This window comes from Streptomyces sp. NPDC059850 (assembly GCF_042731515.1).
Classification (GTDB): Bacteria; Actinomycetota; Actinomycetes; order Streptomycetales; family Streptomycetaceae; genus Streptomyces.
In genome coordinates, this window is record NZ_JBHWJI010000011.1 from 68,326 (window position 1) to 85,505 (window position 17,180).

Sequence of the window (17,180 nt, forward strand, 5' to 3'; positions counted from 1 at the left end):
GGGTGGCTTACGGCTTGCGGGCCACGCCTCCGTACGCGTCTACCGCGTGGGTGGTGTCTTCCGGCCGCCAGTGGGTGATCGGGACGATGCCCGGGTCCAGCACGTCGAGCCCGTCGAAGAACGACGCGATCTCGTCCACCGGACGCACGTAATACGGCACCGCGCCGCTCGCGTTGTACGCCGCCGAGGCCGCGATCATGCCCTCGCTGGTGGCGGTGGAATCGCCGATCACCAGATAGCTGCCGGACGGCAGCCCCGCCATCAGACGGCCCACCAGGGAACGGACCTCGGCGGGCTCGGCGACGTGGCCGAGGACGTTCAGCAGCACGAGCGCGACCGGCCGGGTGAGGTCCAGCGTCCCGGCCGCCGCCGCGAGGACGGTGTCCGGGGCGTAGAGGTCCGCGTCGAGGTAGTCGGTGGCGCCCTCGGGTGTGCTGCTCAGCAGGGTGCGGGCGTGTACGAGGACGAGCGGGTCGTTGTCGACGTACACGATCCGCGCGTCCGGCGCGACGCGCTGCGCCACCTGGTGGGTGTTGTCGGCGGTCGGCAGGCCGGTCCCGATGTCCAGGAACTGCCGTACGCCGTGCTCGGCGGCCAGGCAGGTGACCGCGCGGGCGAGGAAGTGGCGGCTGGCCACCGCGACGTCGGCCAGGCCCGGGAAGATCTCCTTGATCTGGTCGCCGACCTCGCGGTCGGCCTCGTAGTGGTCCTTGCCGCCCACGAAGTAGTTCCAGAAGCGGGCGGAGTGCGGCTTGGTGGTGTCGATGCGCTGCACGACATCGTCGGACACGGAGCGGGCTCCTGACGGGTGGGGGCCGTACGTTCGGATGATCTACCGCCAAGCTAGCCGGAGTTGACTTCCCGTAGGGCGGTTTTACGGCCTCCAGGCGGGGCGGGCCAGGAGCGTGCGCAGCGCCTTCGCGACGTCGGCGGGCGCCTCCTCGGCCATGAAGTGGCCGTACGACACGGTCGCGTGGTGCAGATCGGGCGCCCACGCGCGCCACAGGGCCTCCGCGTCGAACCCGAGGGCGGCGCCCCAGTCCTGCTGCAGGACGGCGACCGGCATCCGCAGCCGGTGGCCCGCCTCCCGGTCGGCCCGGTCGTGTTCGGCGTCGATCCCGGCGGAGGCCCGGTAGTCGGCGACGATCGACGGGACGGCGGCGCGGCAGGCGTCCAGGTACGCGGCGCGGATGGGGGCGGGGATCGCGGCGGGGTCCGTGGCCCAGAGGTCGAGGAAGTGGCCGAAGAAGTCGTCCGGGGCGGCGGCGATCATCCGCTCGGGCAGGCCGGGGGGCTGCGCCATCAGGTAGAGGTGGAAGCCGACAGCCGCGGTGATGCCGTGCATCGCGTCCCACATGTCCAGCGTCGGCAGCACGTCGAGGGCGGCGAGGTGGGTGATGGCCTCCGGGTGGTCGAGCCCGGCGCGGAAAGCGACCAGGGCGCCGCGGTCGTGCCCGGCGAGGGCGAAGCGGTCGTGGCCGAGCGCGCGGGCTACGGCCACGATGTCGGCGGCCATCGTGCGCTTGGCGTACGCGGTGCCGTCGTCGGCCTCGGCCGGTTTGTCGCTCGCGCCGTAGCCGCGCAGGTCGGGGCAGATGACGGTGTGGTCGGCCGCCAGGTCGGCGGCGACGTGCCGCCACATCAGGTGGGTCTGCGGGAAGCCGTGCAGGAGGACGACGGGGGTGCCGGTTCCGCCTACGGCGACGTTGAGTTTGACGCCGTCGTGGGCGGCGAGGCAGTGATAGTCGAAGCCGGGGATGGCAGGGGTGGTGTGCTGTGGCATGGGACGAGGCTGCCGCGCCCCAATCAGCAGCTGATCAGCGCGGGCGGGGGCCGCCTTGCCGATCGGGCCCGGCCGGGCGCGGGGAGTCCGGCTTGGTCGGTACGGCAACTCCGCGCCCGGTTACGGTGGCCGGGTGACGTGGGAACGGGTCGCGTTCGGTGTGCTCGGGCCGGTGGTGGCGGAGGGCGACGGCGGCGCGCTCGCGTTGAAGGGGCCCCGGCACCGGGCGGTGCTGGCCCGGCTGATCGTGGCCCGCCGCCGGGTCGTACCGGTGGCGCGGCTGGTCGAGGACCTGTGGGACGAGCCCCCGGCGGGGGCCGTGGGCGCCGTACAGACCTTCGTCGGCGCCCTCCGCCGCGCCCTGGAACCCGACCGTCCGCCGCGCACCCGGGCCCGGCTGCTGGTCACCGAGGGCCCCGGGTACGCGCTGCGGGCGGCGCCCGACGCGGTGGACGCGTGGCGCTTCGAGGCGGCCGTGGGCGCCGCCGCGACCCTGCCGCCCACGGCGGCGCTGCGGCGGCTCGGCGAGGCGCTGGAGCTGTGGCGCGGTCCGGCGTACGCGGAGTTCGAGGCGGAGCCCTGGACCCGCGCCGAACGCTCCCGCCTGGCCGAACTGCGGCTCCGCGCCGTCGAGCAGCGCGCCGAAACCCTGCTCGCCCTCGGACGCCCCGCCGAGGCGGTCCCCGACCTCAACGCCCACCTGACCGACCACCCCTGGCGCGAGGACGCCTGGCGCCTGCTGGCCCTCGCCCTCTACCGCGCGGACCGCCAGGCCGACGCCCTGTCCGCCCTCCGCAGGGCCCGCACCACCCTGACCACCCACCTGGGCCTGGACCCAGGCCCGCGCCTCCGCCGCCTGGAAGCGGACATCCTGGCCCAGGATCCGGCCTTGGAGGCGCCGCCCGGGATGATCGCCCCCGCCTGCGGCGAGCCGTCCCCCACCCCGCCCCTTCCCGAACCCGGGGCTCCGCCCCGGACCCCCCTGGGGCTCCGCCCCAGCCCCCGGCCCGGGCGCTGCCCCGCACCCCGGCGAGGCCCCGCCCCCGGTTCCCGCCTGGGCCTGGCGCGGGAGGCCACGACCGACAGCGGGCCAGCGCCCAGCAGCGGCCCGCCACCCGGCCCGCCACCCACCGCCGAAGCAACGACCCGGGCCGCTCCCGAAGAGCCGCCCGGGGCGGCGGCTCGGGTGTGGGCCGAGGCGGCCGACGTCTACGGGCGGACCGTCGGTGGTGGGGCGCGGGCTCGGCTGGAGGCGGCGGTCGGGCTCATCCGGAACCTCGCCGTGACCGGCGGCGACGGGCTGGAGGCCGCCCGGCAGCACCGGTTGGCGGCCATCACCGCCGCCGAGGAGTGCGGCGATCCGGAACTCACCGCGCGGGTGATCGGCGCGTACGACGTACCCGCGATCTGGACCCGTGGCGACGACCCGGAGCTGGCGGCCCGGATCGTCGGCGCGGCCGAGCGCGCCCTGGCCGCGCTGCCCTCGCCGCCCGAGGGCAGCGCGGCGCGCTGTCGGCTGCTGGCCACCATCGCGCTGGAGTCGCGCGGCACCCGCTCCCCGCGCGGGCCCGAGGCGGCGCGGGAGGCCGAGGGGATCGCCCGGCGGCTGGACGATCCGGCGCTGCTGGTCTTCGCCCTCAACGGGGCGTTCATGCAGGCCTGCACCCGGGCCGGGCTCGCGCCGAGGCGGGACGCGATCGGGGCGGAGCTGGTCGCGGTGGCCGCCCGGCACGGGCTGGTGACGTACGAGGTGCTGGGCCACCTGGTCCGGCTCCAGGCGCGCTGCGCGCTCGGCGACTTCGCGGCCGCGGACGGCCACGCCGCCGTCGCGGACCGGCTGGCCGCGCGCCATGAGCTGCCGTTGGTGGGCGTCTTCACCGAGTGGTACGCGGCGCTACGGCTCGCCGCGGCCGGACGGACGGCGCGGGCCGAGGCCGCGTACCGGGCGGCGGCCGGGCGGCTGGCGGGGGCCGGGATGCCGGGGGTGGAACGGGGGCTGTTGCCGCTGGCGCTGCTGTGCCTGCGACTGTCAGGCGGCGAGCGCTCCGCGCGGGAGGCGGCGGACCGGGGCGTCGCCCCGGGCGCGGGCGGGGGCGTCGACCTGGGCGCGGCCCGGGGCGCCGACCCGAGCGCGGGCCGGAGCACCGACCTGGACGCGGGCCAGGGCGCCGACCCGGGCACGGGCCTGGGTGTCGACCTGGGCGCGGACTGGGGCACCAACCTGGGCGCGGGCCGGGGTGCCGCCCCGGGCGCGGACCGGAGCACCGACCCGGGCGCGGGCCAGGGCGCCGACCCGGGCGCGGGCCTGGGTGTCGACCTGGGCGTGGGACGGAGCGCCGACCCGAGCGCGGGCCAGGGCGCCGACCCGGGCGCGGACCGGAGCACCGACCCGGGCGCGGGCCTGGGCGTCGGCCCGAGCACGGACCAAGGCATCGACCCGAGCACGGACCGGAGCGCCGACCCGGGCGCGGACCGGGGCATCGACCCGAGCGCGGGCCGGGGCGTCGGTCTGGGGGCCGACCTGGGCGTCGACCTGGACGCGGACTGGGGCCCGTACCGCCCCTGGGCCGAGCCGTTCGCCCTGCCCGCCGAAAAGGCGCGGGCGGCCCTGCGCGCCCTGCCGGAGCCGCCCGCGGACCTGCTGTACGAGGCGCTGTGCTGCCTGGAGGCGGCGGCTGCCCTACGACTCGGCGACCGGGACGCCCTCCACCGCGCCCACGCCCGCCTCCTCCCGGCATCGGGCCAGCTCGCGGGCGCGGGCAGCGGCCTCCTGACCCTCGGCCCTGTGGACCGCCACCTGTCCGCGATCGCCGCGGCGCTGGGCCCCCGCCCGAGAGGGTGAGGTCGCGGACCGGCCCGCCGTCCGCCGCCCCCACATGCGGTGGAACCCGCCGGTCGGGAGCCCTCCGGGCATCAGGCGGACGCGGTGGCCATCCATCGCGTGGCTTCATGCCAACACGTCGAGGCAAGTGAACCATCAGACAGCCACATCCGTAGCAGCCTTGTGCAGCAAGGTCGGATGGCTCACCCCCAGCCACAAAGTGAAAACTTTTTACATGGAGGCAACGGATGCCGGTATATCACGTGCCCAGCAATTCCGAACTTTCGGACGAACGGGCCAAGATACTTCTCATGCAGTGGGCGGAAGAAAACATAGCAACCAAAACCTCTTACAGCACTTTTGCGAGAAAGCGAAACGATATCGGCAACAAGCAGCTGTGGGAATTGGCAAACAATACCCCCAAGACCATTCCACTCACGCCCGAAGAACGGGGCCTTGTGGACGACGCGATAAAGAAAAACGCCAAGCAGTCAGCCAAGGACAAAAAAGAATTCACACTAGAATGGGCGCGGAGGAAAATTGAAGACCCGAGTTACTCGTTTGAGCAATTCGGACAGGACTTCGAAGTCGACAGCGACACCATACAGAAGTGGACCACCTTAAAAAGCCACTCGTTTTCCCCTGGAGAGCGAGACACCGTAAGCAGGGCACTCGAGATAGAAAACGCGTCCAACATGAATAGGGCACTCGAGACGCAAGGGGTGGTGAAGAAGCAATATGCGTGGATGCAACCGTCAGCCGCGACCAACGCCTCCAGCTCTTCGGCACCCCTCAAGGGGACCAACGAGGGCAAGCAAAGCGACCTGAGCGGAGCAAAGAGGCCCGCACCTCCTCTCGAAAAACCTGGAAACCCAAATCGCCGCAAAAAGTAGAAACAGCAACCTCTTAAGGCCAGCGTTCGTACCACCGCTGGTCGGACTCCAGCTGGGCGGCCAGGGAGATCAGCAGGGGTTCGCTGCAGGCCGGGCCCAGGAGCTGGGCGCCCAGGGGGAGGGTGGCGGCGGGGTCGGCGAAGCCCGCGGGGACGTTGACGGCGGGCCAGCCCAAGACGTTCCAGGGCCAGGCGTACGGGCAGGCCGCGATCATCGCGCGGTCGGTGTGCCAGCCGGACAGCCGGGCCATGGCGCCGATCCGCAGCGGCGGGGTGGCGGTCGTCGGGGAGAGGACGACGTCGTACCGGCGGAAGATGGCGCCGACCCGGCGCCGCAGGGGCCCTTCGGCGGCGCGGGCCAGCCGCAGGGCGCCGCCGCGCAGGAGGCGGCCGTTGCGGACGGCCGCGCGCGTACGGACGTCCAGCAGGAGCGGATCGGGCACGCGCGCCGCCCATTCGCACAGGCCCGCCGTGGCGCGGGGCAGGAAGGCGAGCCCGACCGCGCCGTAGCGCGGCTCGGCCTCCTCGACCTCGTGGCCGAGGGCGGCCAGCCGCTCGGCGAGGCCGGTCACGGCGGCGCGGACGGCCGGGTCCAGGCTTTTCGGCGTGCCCGTGAACGCGGGCTTGAACGACAGGGCGATCCGCAGCCGCCCCGGATCGCGCCCCGGGGCTGACAGCACGTCGATGGGGTCGGGGCAGTGCAGGTCGCCGTCGCGGTTGCCGCTGGCCGCGTGCAGCAGCAGGGCGGCGTCGGCGACGGTGCGGGCGAGCGGGCCGTTGCAGGTGATGCCGTTGAAGGCCTCGGCGTCCGGCCAGGTGGAGATCCGGCCGCGCTGCGGCTTGATGCCGACGAGATGCGTCCAGGCGGCCGGGATACGGACCGAGCCCGCGCCGTCCGAGCCGAGCGCGGCGGGGACCAGCCCGGCGGCGACGGCGGCCGCGGCGCCGCCGGAGGAGCCGCCGGGGGTGTGGGCGAGGCTCCAGGGGTTGCGGGTGTCGCCGAAGGCGGGGCCCTCGGTGAACGGCCACTGGCCCAGCTCGGGCGTGTTCGTCTTGCCGACGATCACGGCCCCGGCCGCCCGGAGCCGCCGTACCGCCTCACCGTCCTCCGTCTTGGCCGGGAAGTCGCCGCAGCAGCCGAACGCGGTCGGCTCGCCCGCCACGTCCGTGTCGTCCTTGACCGCGAGGGGCACCCCGAGGAGCGGCAGCCGCTCGCCCGCCGCCAGCCGCCGGTCGGCGTCGGCGGCCTCGCGCAGCGCGGCCTCGGCCCGGACGCGCCGGAAGGCGTTCAACGTGGGCTGGGTCTCGGCGATGCGGCTCAGTGCCTGCTCGACCAGCGCCCGCGAGGTCACCTCGCCGTCGGCCAGCGCCCTGACCTGCTCGCCCAGCCCCTTCGGAATGACGCTGGTCAACGATGGACCTCCTCGCTCGGACGCGCTCGAACATGTGGGTGAGTTACACCACTCCCCCTTTACCCGAGCGGGGAAGGCCACGCACCCTGGGCAACAGTGGTTGCCCGTTTCATCACCATCATCACTATCCTCCCCGACATCCCCAAGCAGACTCAGCGTCTCCGAGCAGCAAGGAAGACCCGCATGACCGACATCGCGGTCCACCGGACCGGCACCGGCGGCCCCTCCGGCTCCGACCACGACAAACTGATGGAGCACGCCATCGGCTGGGTCCTCGCCATCTCCATCGCGATGTTCGTCGCCCAGCTGGGCCTGTTCTAGCGCCGCCGCTTCTGGCGCCGGCCGCGCCTCAGAACAGCGGCTGCTGGCCCGGGGCCGGCGGCTCGTCCCCGCCGAACAGCTTCGGCGGGGTGGTCAGCAGCGGCGCGATCCGCCGCGACCCCGGGCAGGAGACCAGCTCGTAGTCGGAGCGGCGGCCCGGCGGGTCGTGGCGGGCGAAGCGACCGCCGACGACCGCGATCTCACGGGTGCAGACCGGACAGGTGCGGCGGGGAGCAGACATGATCCCAGTGTCGCTCACCCACCCCGCTCACCCACCCCGCTCACCCGCCCCGGATGTCCCGGGCGAGCTGGCGCGCCGAGTCCCCGGTGAAGCTCCCGGAGATCTGGACGGTGCCGCCGGTGAGGGCCTGCGCGACGGACGGCGCGGACAGCAGCGTGCCCTCGCGCACCATGGCCAGCTGGTTCCGCGGCGGCTGCCGGGCGGCCAGCGTGCCGGTGAGCTGCGCGAACCGGGCGCGGTCGCGGGCGGTGAGGCCGACGGTCACGACCCAGCCCGCGCCCGAGGTCTCGTAGCTCGCCTTCGCCCAGGCGGGCCGCGCCGTCATACCGGAGTCGGGCGTGACGACGTAGCAGGTGTCCGTCGTGGCGTCGCGGTACGTGGCGTACGCGCCGGGGCTCGCGCCCAGCGCCGTACGCCCCGGGCAGGGGCCCTGGACGGACGACGCGACGGGCAGGAACCGCAGCGGCTCCGCGTCCCGCGCCACGGCGGAGGGCGCGGCGAAGGACGGCGGCGCGGAGGAGGGGCGTGCGACGGCGCTTCCGCCCGGCCTGTCGAAGACCCGGCCCGCGTCCCCGTCCCCGTCCCCGCCCCCACAGCCCGCGACGGCCAGCGCGCACCAGACCGCTGCCACAGCTCGCCCCCATGAAGCCCTCATCGGACCATCCCCCCTGATAAAGCGATTACCGCTCAGAATGCATCGGCCGGGACATACGTGCCCCACACTTCCCGCAACGCGTCGCACACTTCGCCGAGCGTGGCCCGCGCGGCGAGCGCGTCCTTCATCGGGTAGAGCACATTGGCCGTGCCCGGCTCGCTCCCGGCCGCCTTCTTCAGCGCCGCCACCGCCGCCGCCACCGCCGCCCGGTCCCGCCCGGCCCGGAGCCGGGCGAGCCGGTCGCGCTGGCGCTCCTCGATGGCCGGGTCCACGCGCAGCGGTTCGTACGGCTCCTCCGCGTCGATCCGGAACCGGTTCACGCCAACCACCACCCGCTCCCCCGCCTCCTGTTCCCGGGCGACGCGATACGCGTTGCGCTCGATCTCGTCCTTCTGGAAGCCCTGTTCGATGGCGGCCACGGAGCCGCCCAGATCCTCGATCCGGCGCATCAGGTCCACCGCCGCCTCCTCGACGGCGTCGGTCAGCGCCTCCACCGCGTACGAGCCCGCGAACGGGTCGACGGTCGCCGTCACGTCCGTCTCGTACGCCAGCACCTGCTGGGTGCGCAGCGCGAGCCGGGCCGAGGCGGTGGTGGGCAGGGCGATGGCCTCGTCGAAGGCGTTGGTGTGCAGCGACTGGGTGCCGCCGAGGACCGCCGCGAGCCCCTGGACGGCGACCCGGACGAGGTTCACCTCGGGCTGCTGGGCGGTGAGTTGGACGCCCGCCGTCTGCGTGTGGAAGCGCAGCATCTGCGACTTCGGGTCGCGCGCCCCGAACTCGTCGCGCATCACCCGCGCCCAGATCCGGCGCGCGGCGCGGAACTTGGCGACCTCTTCGAGCAGGGTCGTACGGGAGACGAAGAAGAAGGAGAGGCGCGGCGCGAAGTCGTCCACGCCCATGCCCGCCGCGAGGGCCGTACGGACGTACGCGATGCCGTCCGCGAGCGTGAACGCGATCTCCTGCGCGGGCGAGGCACCGGCCTCGGCCATGTGATAGCCGGAGATCGAGATCGTGTTCCACTTGGGCAGGGCGGTCCGGCAGTACTGGAAGATGTCCGCGATGAGCCGCAGCGAGGGCGCGGGCGGGAAGATGTACGTGCCGCGCGCGATGTACTCCTTGAGGACGTCGTTCTGGATGGTGCCGGTCAGCCGGTCCCCCGGCACCCCCTGCTCCTCGGCGACGAGTTGATAGAGGAGCAGCAGCAGCGCGGCGGGCGCGTTGATCGTCATCGACGTCGAGACCCGATCGAGCGGAATGCCGTCGAACAGGACGCGCATGTCCTCGATCGAGTCGATGGCGACGCCGACCTTGCCGACCTCGCCGTGCGCGAGCGGCGCGTCGGAGTCGTAGCCCATCTGGGTGGGCAGGTCGAACGCGACCGACAGACCGGTCGTGCCGTGCTCGATCAGCTCCCGGTAGCGGGCGTTGGACTCGGCGGCGGTGCCGAACCCCGCGTACTGACGCATCGTCCACGGACGGCCGGTGTACATCGACGGATAGACGCCACGGGTGAACGGGTACGCACCGGGCTTACCGACGCGGGCGTCATCAGCAGCGGGCCCGTACACCGGCTCGATCGGGAAGCCCGACTCCGACTCGCGCGCCATGAGTCCCTGCCTTCCGGTGGCTTATATCTGCCCTTGTACCCATTCAGGGCCTTCTTCACAGCATGCGCCGATGTTCACGGCACGGCAGCCCCGGGCAACATTCCGGGCGACGAACCGGCGATAGGGGGATGCATGCACGGAAGATCGGTCGTCCGCACCGCACTCGCCACAGCCGCCGCCGCGGCCCTCGTGGCGGGCTGCCGGGGCGAGACGGTGACCCTGGACGGACAGCGACATACCAGAGCGGCGGAGCCACGGGCGGGCACGAGTACGGCGAGCACGGCGCCCCGTACCCCGGCGGCCGCCGCGCCGCGCCCGCACCGCACGTACACCCACACCCCTCGGGCCACCCACCGCCCGGCGACCCCGCCCCGCACCCGGGTGGCGGCGAAGCCCCGCACCGCGCCGCGGGTGGCGCCGCCCGTCGTCGCCTTCGGCACCAGCGGCGAACGGGTGCGCGAACTCCAGGCCCGGCTGCGCCAGCTCGGGCACTTCGACCGCAACCCGACCGGCTACTTCGGCACGGTGACGCGCGCGTCGGTCGCCTCGTACCAGCGCGCCCGGGGCCTCGCCGCCACCGGCTCGGTGGACAGCCGCACCTGGACCTCCCTGCGGTCCCGCACCACCCCGCCCACCCGCGACCAGCTGTACCCGCCGACCACCAACCCGCTGGCCAAGCCGGATTCACGGTGCCTGACGGGGCGGGTGCTGTGCATCAGCAAGAACAGCCGGACGCTGGCGTGGATGATCAACGGCCGGGTCGTGTCGGCCATGGACGTGCGCTTCGGCTCGCAGTACACGCCGACCCGGGAGGGGCTGTTCCAGGTCAACTTCAAGAGCCGGGACCACGTCTCGACGATCTACGACACCCCGATGCCGTACGCGATGTTCTTCAGCGGCGGCCAGGCGGTGCACTACTCGGCCGACTTCGCCGCCCGGGGCTACAGCGGGGCGTCGCACGGATGTGTGAACGTGCGCGACAAGAAGAAGATCGCGGCGGTCTTCAAGCAGGTGAAGGCGGGCGACAAGGTCGTGGTCTACAAGTAGGGCTCCACGCGGGGCTGAGGTAAGTGGCGCGGGCAGAGCCGGGGGAACGTGCTCTGCCCGCGCCGATGCGCGGAGCCGTCGGTACGGGGGGAACCTCGGCTCTCGCGCGGCCGATGACCAGTCGGCCCGTTTCTTACTGCGTCGCCCCTGAAAAAAACGTCACACCTAGATCCCCCAGCCTCATGGGGTGCTCGATTTCGCTGGCTTCGCGGCGTCCGACGGAGTCGTGGAGGCGCTGTCGGAGGAGGCGCCGGACCGGGTGCTCGACGGGCTGTCGGACGGCGTACCGGACAGGGTGTTCGACGGGACATCGCTCGGCGTGGGCTCCGGGCTCTGCGTACCGTCGCCGCCTCCGGACGGCGGCGGGGGCGCGGGGTTGGAGGACCCGCCGTCGCCGCTCCCGGAGTCGTCGTTGCCGTTGGTGCTGCCCGTACCGGAGGGCGTGCCCGTGCCGTCCGTACCGCCACCCGTACCGGCGTCCTCGCCGACGAGCCGCACGCAGTAGTCGTGGATGGCGGACCGGCCACCCGCCGCCCGCTTCAGCTTGTTCATCGCCTTCCGGCCGACGTCCGGTCCGGTACCGGCCTCCGCCGCGAGGTAGCGGCGGCAGGCGCCCAGGGCGCGCTGTCCGGTGCCGTTGTTCTTGCCGTCGCCGATGCCGGTGCCGGATTTCCAGGCCCCGGGGGCGCCCTTCTCCCCCTTGCCGCGCTTCCCGGGCTTGTCGCGCCCGTCGTGCTTGCCGTGCTTGTCCTTGCCGTGGCCCTCGCCACCGCCCGGCACGCCCCGGCCCTGGGGGCCCTCGGAGGTCCCGCCGGTGTCGTCGGGCGCCGTCGACGCGCCGCCCTCCTGGGAGATCTCCGGCCGTACGGAGTCCCCGGGGCCGGTGTCCGACACGCTCGACCCCGGGCCCGGGGTGCCGCCGCTCTGCCCGAAGGGCAGGACACCGGCCGCCGCCGCGACGGCGAAACCGCTCAGCGCGCAGCCCGCGACCGCGGCCACCATGCCCGCGCGCAGCGGACGCCGCGTCCAGCGCCCTCCGGCCGGTCGCGCTATGCGCGTTGACTTGTCGCCGACCTGGGCTTCTATCGAAAGGGGAACCACGGTCGGCGGGGTCGGCCTGGCGTGTGCGGCGCGGAACGCGGCCACCGCCGTGTCCTCGCCGGGAAGCGGGCTCGCGCCCTCGGCGGCGCCGTCCGGGCGGCGGGCCTCCTCGGCCACGGCGCCGAGCACGGCGGCCAGCCGTTCCGCTTCGGCGTGCGGCCGATCGCTCCGGCCGTCGGGGGTGCCGTGCTGCCCCTCGACCGGTTCACCTCGAAGCAGCCGCTCCGCGGCCTTGTCATCCAGCCAGCTGTAGCGGTGGTCGTCGGCCATCACATGTCTTTCTGCGTTGGCGCGCCCGATTCCGTCACACCCGCGGACCTGGCCACCCCCGTCTCCCGCTGCCCGGGTATCCCGTCGAGCACGGGTGTGTCGCCGAGGAGATCGGCCAGCCGCCGCAGGCCACGGTGCGCGGCGGTCCGTACCGCGCCGGGGCGCTTGCCCAGCACCGCGGCCGCGCTCTTGGCGTCCAGGCCGAGGACCACCCGCAGCACCACGGCCTCCGCCTGGTCCTGCGGGAGCTGGGCGATGAGGCTGAGCGCGCGGCCGGTGCCGAGGGCCTCCAGCGCCTCACCGGCGGTGTCGGCCTCGGACGCCCGGGACTCCAGCTCGGTCTCGTCGGCGCCGATGACCGGGCGGCGGCCGCGCATCCGTATGTGGTCGAGGGCGCGGTTACGGGCGATACGGGCGGCCCAGCCGCGGAACCGGTCGGCGTCGCCGTGGAACCGTCCGAGGTCGCGGGCTATCTGCAGCCAGGACTCGGAGGTGATGTCCTCCGCGTCCGCGTCGCCGACCAGGGTGCGCACGTAACCGAGCAGGCGGGGGTGGACAGACCGGTAGACGGCCCGGAACGCGGTCTCGTCCCCGGCCTGTGCCGCGTTCACCGCGGCGGTCAGTTCCGCGTCGTCCCCCTGCACGCTCTCTTCCTGCCCCACTCGGAGAAGTCTCGGTCCAGCGATGCCGGGCGGCGCGCTAGCCCTGCCCGTACGGCGGCTGCGGCCCGGCGGGCGGGCCGGACGGCGGGGCGGGCGGGGCCTGCGGGACGACCGGCGGCATCTGCGGTGCGCCGCCGCCGTACGGGGACGGGGCGGGCGCGCCGTACGGGTTGCCGGAGGCTCCGCCGCCGTACGGGTTGGCCGGGGCACCGCCGTACGGATTGGCGGGGGCGCCGCCGTACGGGGCACCCGAACCCATCGGGGCCTGCGGCGGCGTCTGGCCGTACGGGGCCTGCGGCGGCAGCGCGGCGCGCTGCTCCTGCATCGCGGTGATCTGCCGGACGAGCAGCAGGCCGAGGATCGCGGCGGCGATGGTGAGCAGGTACGCGAAGCAGTTCGTGCCGATCGCCGTCTGCATGTCCTCGATGGCGCCCCGCGCCCCGAAGATGCCGCTGTCGAGGGCCCGCTGCCGGGCGTTGCTCCACTGCCCGAGGGAGAGGCTGAAGAGCGGGCCGCTGATGACCCAGCACACCCACCAGCCGTTGAGCAGATTGCGGTTGGCCTGGTGCGGGCCCTGCGGGGAACTGGCGCGCCAGATGTCGTTGGCGATCTGCTTGGGGAACCAGAGGCTGACCACGGGGGTGAACCAGGCACCCGCCGCCCATCCGGAGCTGAAGCGGTGCTGGCCCGGTGCGAACGTCTCGGCGTTCACCCGCAGCCGCCGGAACCAGATGGGCCACACGATGGCGACCGCGAGCATGGACAGCGTGGAGAGGACCAGCGCGGTGGCGTAGAAGTCGTCGGCGTCGTCGGCGTCCGAGCCGGACACCGACCCGCCGTCCAGGATGTCCCCGTAGAGGTTGTACTGCTGGACGCGGGCGATGAACGCCAGGATCAGCACGGCGATGGTCACGCCGAACAGCACGGTGAGTGTCGTGGCCAGCCCGCGCCGCAGATCGACACCGCCGGGCGGCATGCCCATCGGCGACGCAGCGGGGTAGCCCCCGGGCCCGGCCATCGGCTGCTGCTGCTGATAGGTGCCGCACGCAGCGCAGCGACCGTCGGGGCCGACGGCGGCAGCGCGGCAGTTCCCGCACGGATACATTTCTTGATCCCCCTGGGGACGTGGCCCGACCGGAACCACGCGAGAAAATAAAGCTGACCGCGCCCACAGCGCGGACCTGCACGTTACGGGCATCCGACCGGTCCCGTCCAGAGTCGGCCCAGGGCATGGACGCGACCGGCGTGCCCGTAACGGTCAGGTTTCGAGTCCACGGCGGGTGTGACGTATTCGAAGCGTGCGACGCTATAAGGAGCAAGGGCCTTAGCTGGCCCAAGCTGGACGGCGGTCGGGGCCTCTCCTGTGGGGGGTGGCGGCCCCGGCCGTCCCTCCTTCTCTCCCCCTCTGCCGCTCAGGCCGTTGCCGCTCAGACTCCCAGCCGGTTGGCGAGACGGGTGAAGTCGGCCCAGCTCAGCGGGGGTGTCCCGGGGTCCCACAGGCGCTGGGAGAGCGCGGCGAGCGGCAGCCGGATGCCCTTGGCCACCTGCTGCTCGGTCTGGGCTTCGGGCTGGTCGGACCAGACCGCGAAGCGGCCGCCGAGGACGCGGCTCGGGCCGGTCAGCTTTTTGTCGGAGACGGGCTGGGTCCCGCGCAGGGTGCCGGGGGTCCATTCGTCGTAGATGCGCTTGCCGGTGGGGTAGTAGAAGCCGTTGGGCTCACCGAGCACGTAATAGAGGTACTCGGAGTTGAGGTTCACCACGTTCCGGCCCTCGCGCAGGTACTCCACCGGCGGCCGGGCGGACCACCGGGTGCGGCCCGTCCAGTACTCGACCTCGATGTTCTTGTCCGGGGTGATGACGCCGCCGCTGAAGAAGCCGTCGTTCCACGCCTTGGGCTCCTTGCCGAGCGAGCGGGCGACCGCCGCCCGGTCGTTCAGCCAGCCGGTGGCCAGGTCCTGGACGGTGGCCTGTGAGCCGTACTTGCGCTTCGCCGCGGCTTCGAGCTGCGGGAACGAGGCCTCGGGGTCCTTCACGGTGAGCGCCAGGTACTCGTCGGCGCCCAGGTGCCAGTAGCGGCCCGGGAAGAGCGGGGCGTACTCGCGCATCAGCTGGTCCACGATCCGGGCCGAGCCCGGCTTGGAGATGTCCACGTCGCCCTGGAACGAGGTGCCGCCCGCGTTGCGCAGCTGGAGGTCCGGGTACTGGCGGATCACCGCGCCGAGGTGGCCGGGCGAGTCGATCTCGGGCACGACCGTGATGTGCAGCTGCCCGGCGAGCGCGACGATCCGGCGGACCTGGGCCTTGGTCAGGTGCTGCGGCGAGACGATCTCGGGGTTGGTATCGCTTTGGATACGAAATCCCTGGTCGTCCGAGAAGTGCAGCCCCAGCTGGTTGAGCTTGAGGTCGGCCATCTCGCGCAGCCGCGCCTCGATCCAGCTGGCGGTGTAGAACTTGCGCGCGATGTCCAGGTTCAGCCCGCGCTGGGAGCGGCCGGGGCGGTCGTCGATGACGCCCTCGGGGAGCTTGCCGCCGGAGCGCAGGGCCTGTTTCACGGTCCGGGTGCCGTAGAAGACGCCCGCGGTGGCCGGGCCGGTGACGCGGGCGGCGCCCTTGCGGACGGTGAGCCGGTACGCCTCGGCGCCGCCGCCCTGACCGGGAGCGACGGCGAGGGACAGATCACCTCGGCGCGGGGCGCCGGAGGCGGTGCGCAGTCCCAGCTCGTCGGCGATCATGCGGGCCTCGTCGGCGAGCGGGCCCTTGAGGTCGGCGACCACCCGGCTGTTCTTGCCGGGCTTCCAGCCGGGTCCTGACTTCGGCGTGAAGTCGCGTACGGAGGGGATCGTGCGGGGTGCGGCGGAGTGCGGCGCGGTGGACGTGGGCGCCGTACCGGCATGGGTGGCCGATGAGCCCGCGGTGTGTCGCGTGGGGAGGGAGGGCGCCCGTGGGGAGCCCGAGCCGTTGTTCGTCGACTGCGTCTGCTGGCAGCCGAGGCCGATCAGGACGACGGTCGCGGCGGCACCGGCGATGCCGCCGCGGAGGATGGCCGCCTTGGCGGCTCTGACGGGCAACCCCATGGCGCGCACCTCCTGCTATCGGACTGTGCTGGGCCGTTGTCTACTTCACGCCACAAAACGTCCCCCTACGAGTGAATTTACGCTCTCTCCGCCACACCCACCTCTCCACGTCGTTACCGTGTACTGCTCACGCTTCCCAGCACACCTCCCCCACGCGCCACCGTGTGTCCCCGCGCGCCCAAGGAGTCCACGCTGCCCAGGTCCCGTCCCCGCGCCAGCACCACAGGCGGCCTCGACCGGCTCAACCGGCTGACCGCCGACGCCGCCGAGGCGGCGCTGCTCTCCTGCTGCGGCAGCCGCCGCTGGGCCCGGCTGATCGCGGACCACCGCCCCTATCCCGATCTCGGCGCGCTGCTGGCCGCCGGGGACGAGGCGAGCTACGACCTCACCCCGGCCGACCTCGCCGAGGCGCTGGCCGACGAGACCATGACCGGCCATCCGCTGCCCGCCGACACCGAGACCGGGATCGGCTCGCTGGCCGCGCACACCGCGTTACGGGCCGCGCACGCCGCGTACGAGCAGCGGTTCGGCCACGCCTTCGTGATCTGCCTGGACGGCCTGGCCCCCGAGGAGCGGCTGAACCGGCTGCTGACCGGAATCCGGGACCGGCTGGGGAACGAACCCGAGGAGGAGCGGGCCCACGCCGCCGAGGAGCTGCGCCGCATCGCTCGCGGGCGGCTCACCCGGATGGTGACCCCGGATGGCGCTATGCCGGATATCGCCCGGTTCGACCTGGCGTGAAGCGCACGCGAAGCGCCCACCCGTGCCTCTTTGATCACACCTGAGCCCCCCGCGCGAACCCGCCGACAACACGTCGCTACGATGGCCAGGGCCGGTGGACCGTACCCGGCCGGGCCCGACCGACAGTCAAGCCGGCAGGCCCCAGTCCCCGCTTCCGGAGGGTTTTCCGTGCCGGCTGGAACGCTGTATCGCGGCCGGGAAGGTATGTGGTCCTGGGTGGCTCATCGAGTCACCGGCGTCCTCATCTTCTTCTTCCTGTTCGTACATGTCCTGGACACCTCGCTCGTCCGGGTGTCCCCCGAGGCGTACGACGACGTGGTCGCGACGTACAAGACGCCCCTCGTGAACGTGATGGAGTACGGCCTGGTGGCCGCCATCCTGTTCCACGCCCTCAACGGCCTGCGCGTCATCGCCGTGGACTTCTGGTCGAAGGGCCCGAAGTACCAGCGCCAGATGCTGTGGTCCGTGGTCGGTATCTGGGCCGTGCTCATGGCCGGTGCCTTCTACCCGATCCTCCAGCACACGCTGCGCGAACTGTTCGGGAGCTGACGCA

At 73.2% G+C, this 17,180-nt stretch carries 16 protein-coding genes; 6 read left to right on the forward strand and 10 right to left on the reverse strand.

Annotated features, from left to right (window positions below):
- Nucleotides 1-7: 7 nt before the first annotated feature.
- Together ACFV9T_RS11640 and ACFV9T_RS11645 are read right to left on the reverse strand one after the other, a co-directional pair.
- The gene (locus tag ACFV9T_RS11640) at nucleotides 8-790 is read right to left on the reverse strand and encodes an SAM-dependent methyltransferase (RefSeq protein ID WP_385438747.1); all 783 of its coding nucleotides are present in this window, start codon (nucleotides 788-790) and stop codon (nucleotides 8-10) included.
- Nucleotides 791-874: 84 nt separating this feature from the next.
- On the reverse strand, nucleotides 875-1,783 hold the full coding sequence (locus ACFV9T_RS11645; protein ID WP_385438749.1) for an alpha/beta fold hydrolase: 909 nt from the start codon (nucleotides 1,781-1,783) through the stop codon (nucleotides 875-877).
- A gap of 133 nt (nucleotides 1,784-1,916) precedes the next feature.
- Between ACFV9T_RS11645 and ACFV9T_RS11650 the strand changes: the two genes are divergently transcribed.
- Together ACFV9T_RS11650 and ACFV9T_RS11655 are read left to right on the forward strand one after the other, a co-directional pair.
- On the forward strand, nucleotides 1,917-4,625 hold the full coding sequence (locus ACFV9T_RS11650; protein WP_385438751.1) for a BTAD domain-containing putative transcriptional regulator: 2,709 nt from the start codon (nucleotides 1,917-1,919) through the stop codon (nucleotides 4,623-4,625).
- A gap of 290 nt (nucleotides 4,626-4,915) precedes the next feature.
- The gene (locus ACFV9T_RS11655) at nucleotides 4,916-5,497 is read left to right on the forward strand and encodes a hypothetical protein (RefSeq protein WP_385438754.1); all 582 of its coding nucleotides are present in this window, start codon (nucleotides 4,916-4,918) and stop codon (nucleotides 5,495-5,497) included.
- A 13-nt stretch (nucleotides 5,498-5,510) separates the two neighbouring features.
- Here the strand turns inward: ACFV9T_RS11655 and ACFV9T_RS11660 are convergent, their stop codons facing one another.
- Nucleotides 5,511-6,908 (reverse strand): amidase, encoded by a 1,398-nt coding sequence (locus tag ACFV9T_RS11660; protein ID WP_385438756.1) that lies wholly within the window; start codon nucleotides 6,906-6,908, stop codon nucleotides 5,511-5,513.
- A gap of 183 nt (nucleotides 6,909-7,091) precedes the next feature.
- Between ACFV9T_RS11660 and ACFV9T_RS11665 the strand changes: the two genes are divergently transcribed.
- Entirely contained in the window at nucleotides 7,092-7,229 is a 138-nt protein-coding gene (locus ACFV9T_RS11665; RefSeq protein WP_385438758.1) for an SCO1431 family membrane protein, read from the forward strand.
- 28 nt (nucleotides 7,230-7,257) lie between these two features.
- Here the strand turns inward: ACFV9T_RS11665 and ACFV9T_RS11670 are convergent, their stop codons facing one another.
- From ACFV9T_RS11670 to ACFV9T_RS11680, 3 genes are read right to left on the reverse strand one after another with little or no spacing between them, the layout of a single operon-like run.
- Entirely contained in the window at nucleotides 7,258-7,470 is a 213-nt protein-coding gene (locus ACFV9T_RS11670; RefSeq protein ID WP_385438760.1) for a hypothetical protein, read from the reverse strand.
- 40 nt (nucleotides 7,471-7,510) lie between these two features.
- On the reverse strand, nucleotides 7,511-8,101 hold the full coding sequence (locus tag ACFV9T_RS11675; RefSeq protein ID WP_385438762.1) for a hypothetical protein: 591 nt from the start codon (nucleotides 8,099-8,101) through the stop codon (nucleotides 7,511-7,513).
- A gap of 56 nt (nucleotides 8,102-8,157) precedes the next feature.
- Nucleotides 8,158-9,732 carry a methylmalonyl-CoA mutase gene (locus tag ACFV9T_RS11680; RefSeq protein ID WP_385438765.1) on the reverse strand — a complete coding sequence of 525 codons (1,575 nt, stop codon included), beginning with the start codon at nucleotides 9,730-9,732 and terminating at the stop codon, nucleotides 8,158-8,160.
- 132 nt (nucleotides 9,733-9,864) lie between these two features.
- Here ACFV9T_RS11680 and ACFV9T_RS11685 point away from each other — a divergent pair, with 132 nt between their 5' ends.
- Nucleotides 9,865-10,779, forward strand: coding sequence for a peptidoglycan-binding protein (locus tag ACFV9T_RS11685; protein WP_385438768.1), 915 nt, complete (start codon nucleotides 9,865-9,867; stop codon nucleotides 10,777-10,779).
- A 180-nt stretch (nucleotides 10,780-10,959) separates the two neighbouring features.
- On the opposite strand, the gene ACFV9T_RS11690 is transcribed toward ACFV9T_RS11685, so the two are convergent.
- The 4 genes from ACFV9T_RS11690 to ACFV9T_RS11705 all read right to left on the reverse strand — a co-directional run bounded on the left by ACFV9T_RS11690 (nucleotide 10,960) and on the right by ACFV9T_RS11705 (nucleotide 15,886).
- A complete protein-coding gene (locus tag ACFV9T_RS11690; protein WP_385438770.1) occupies nucleotides 10,960-12,150 on the reverse strand; it encodes a hypothetical protein in 1,191 nt (396 codons plus the stop codon).
- Nucleotides 12,150-12,794, reverse strand: a complete 645-nt coding sequence (locus ACFV9T_RS11695; protein WP_385438984.1) for an RNA polymerase sigma factor — start codon at nucleotides 12,792-12,794, stop codon at nucleotides 12,150-12,152. Before ACFV9T_RS11695 ends, ACFV9T_RS11690 begins: the two co-directional genes overlap by 1 nt.
- 55 nt (nucleotides 12,795-12,849) lie before the next feature.
- Nucleotides 12,850-13,830 carry a DUF4328 domain-containing protein gene (locus ACFV9T_RS11700; RefSeq protein WP_385438772.1) on the reverse strand — a complete coding sequence of 327 codons (981 nt, stop codon included), beginning with the start codon at nucleotides 13,828-13,830 and terminating at the stop codon, nucleotides 12,850-12,852.
- Between the two features lie 409 nt (nucleotides 13,831-14,239).
- A complete protein-coding gene (locus tag ACFV9T_RS11705; protein ID WP_385438774.1) occupies nucleotides 14,240-15,886 on the reverse strand; it encodes a glycoside hydrolase family 20 protein in 1,647 nt (548 codons plus the stop codon).
- A 162-nt stretch (nucleotides 15,887-16,048) separates the two neighbouring features.
- Between ACFV9T_RS11705 and ACFV9T_RS11710 the strand changes: the two genes are divergently transcribed.
- On the forward strand, nucleotides 16,049-16,627 hold the full coding sequence (locus ACFV9T_RS11710) for a 2-oxo-4-hydroxy-4-carboxy-5-ureidoimidazoline decarboxylase (RefSeq protein WP_385438776.1): 579 nt from the start codon (nucleotides 16,049-16,051) through the stop codon (nucleotides 16,625-16,627).
- Nucleotides 16,628-16,795: 168 nt separating this feature from the next.
- Nucleotides 16,796-17,176 carry a succinate dehydrogenase, cytochrome b556 subunit gene (sdhC, locus tag ACFV9T_RS11715; protein WP_385438779.1) on the forward strand — a complete coding sequence of 127 codons (381 nt, stop codon included), beginning with the start codon at nucleotides 16,796-16,798 and terminating at the stop codon, nucleotides 17,174-17,176.
- Nucleotides 17,177-17,180: the final 4 nt, after the last annotated feature.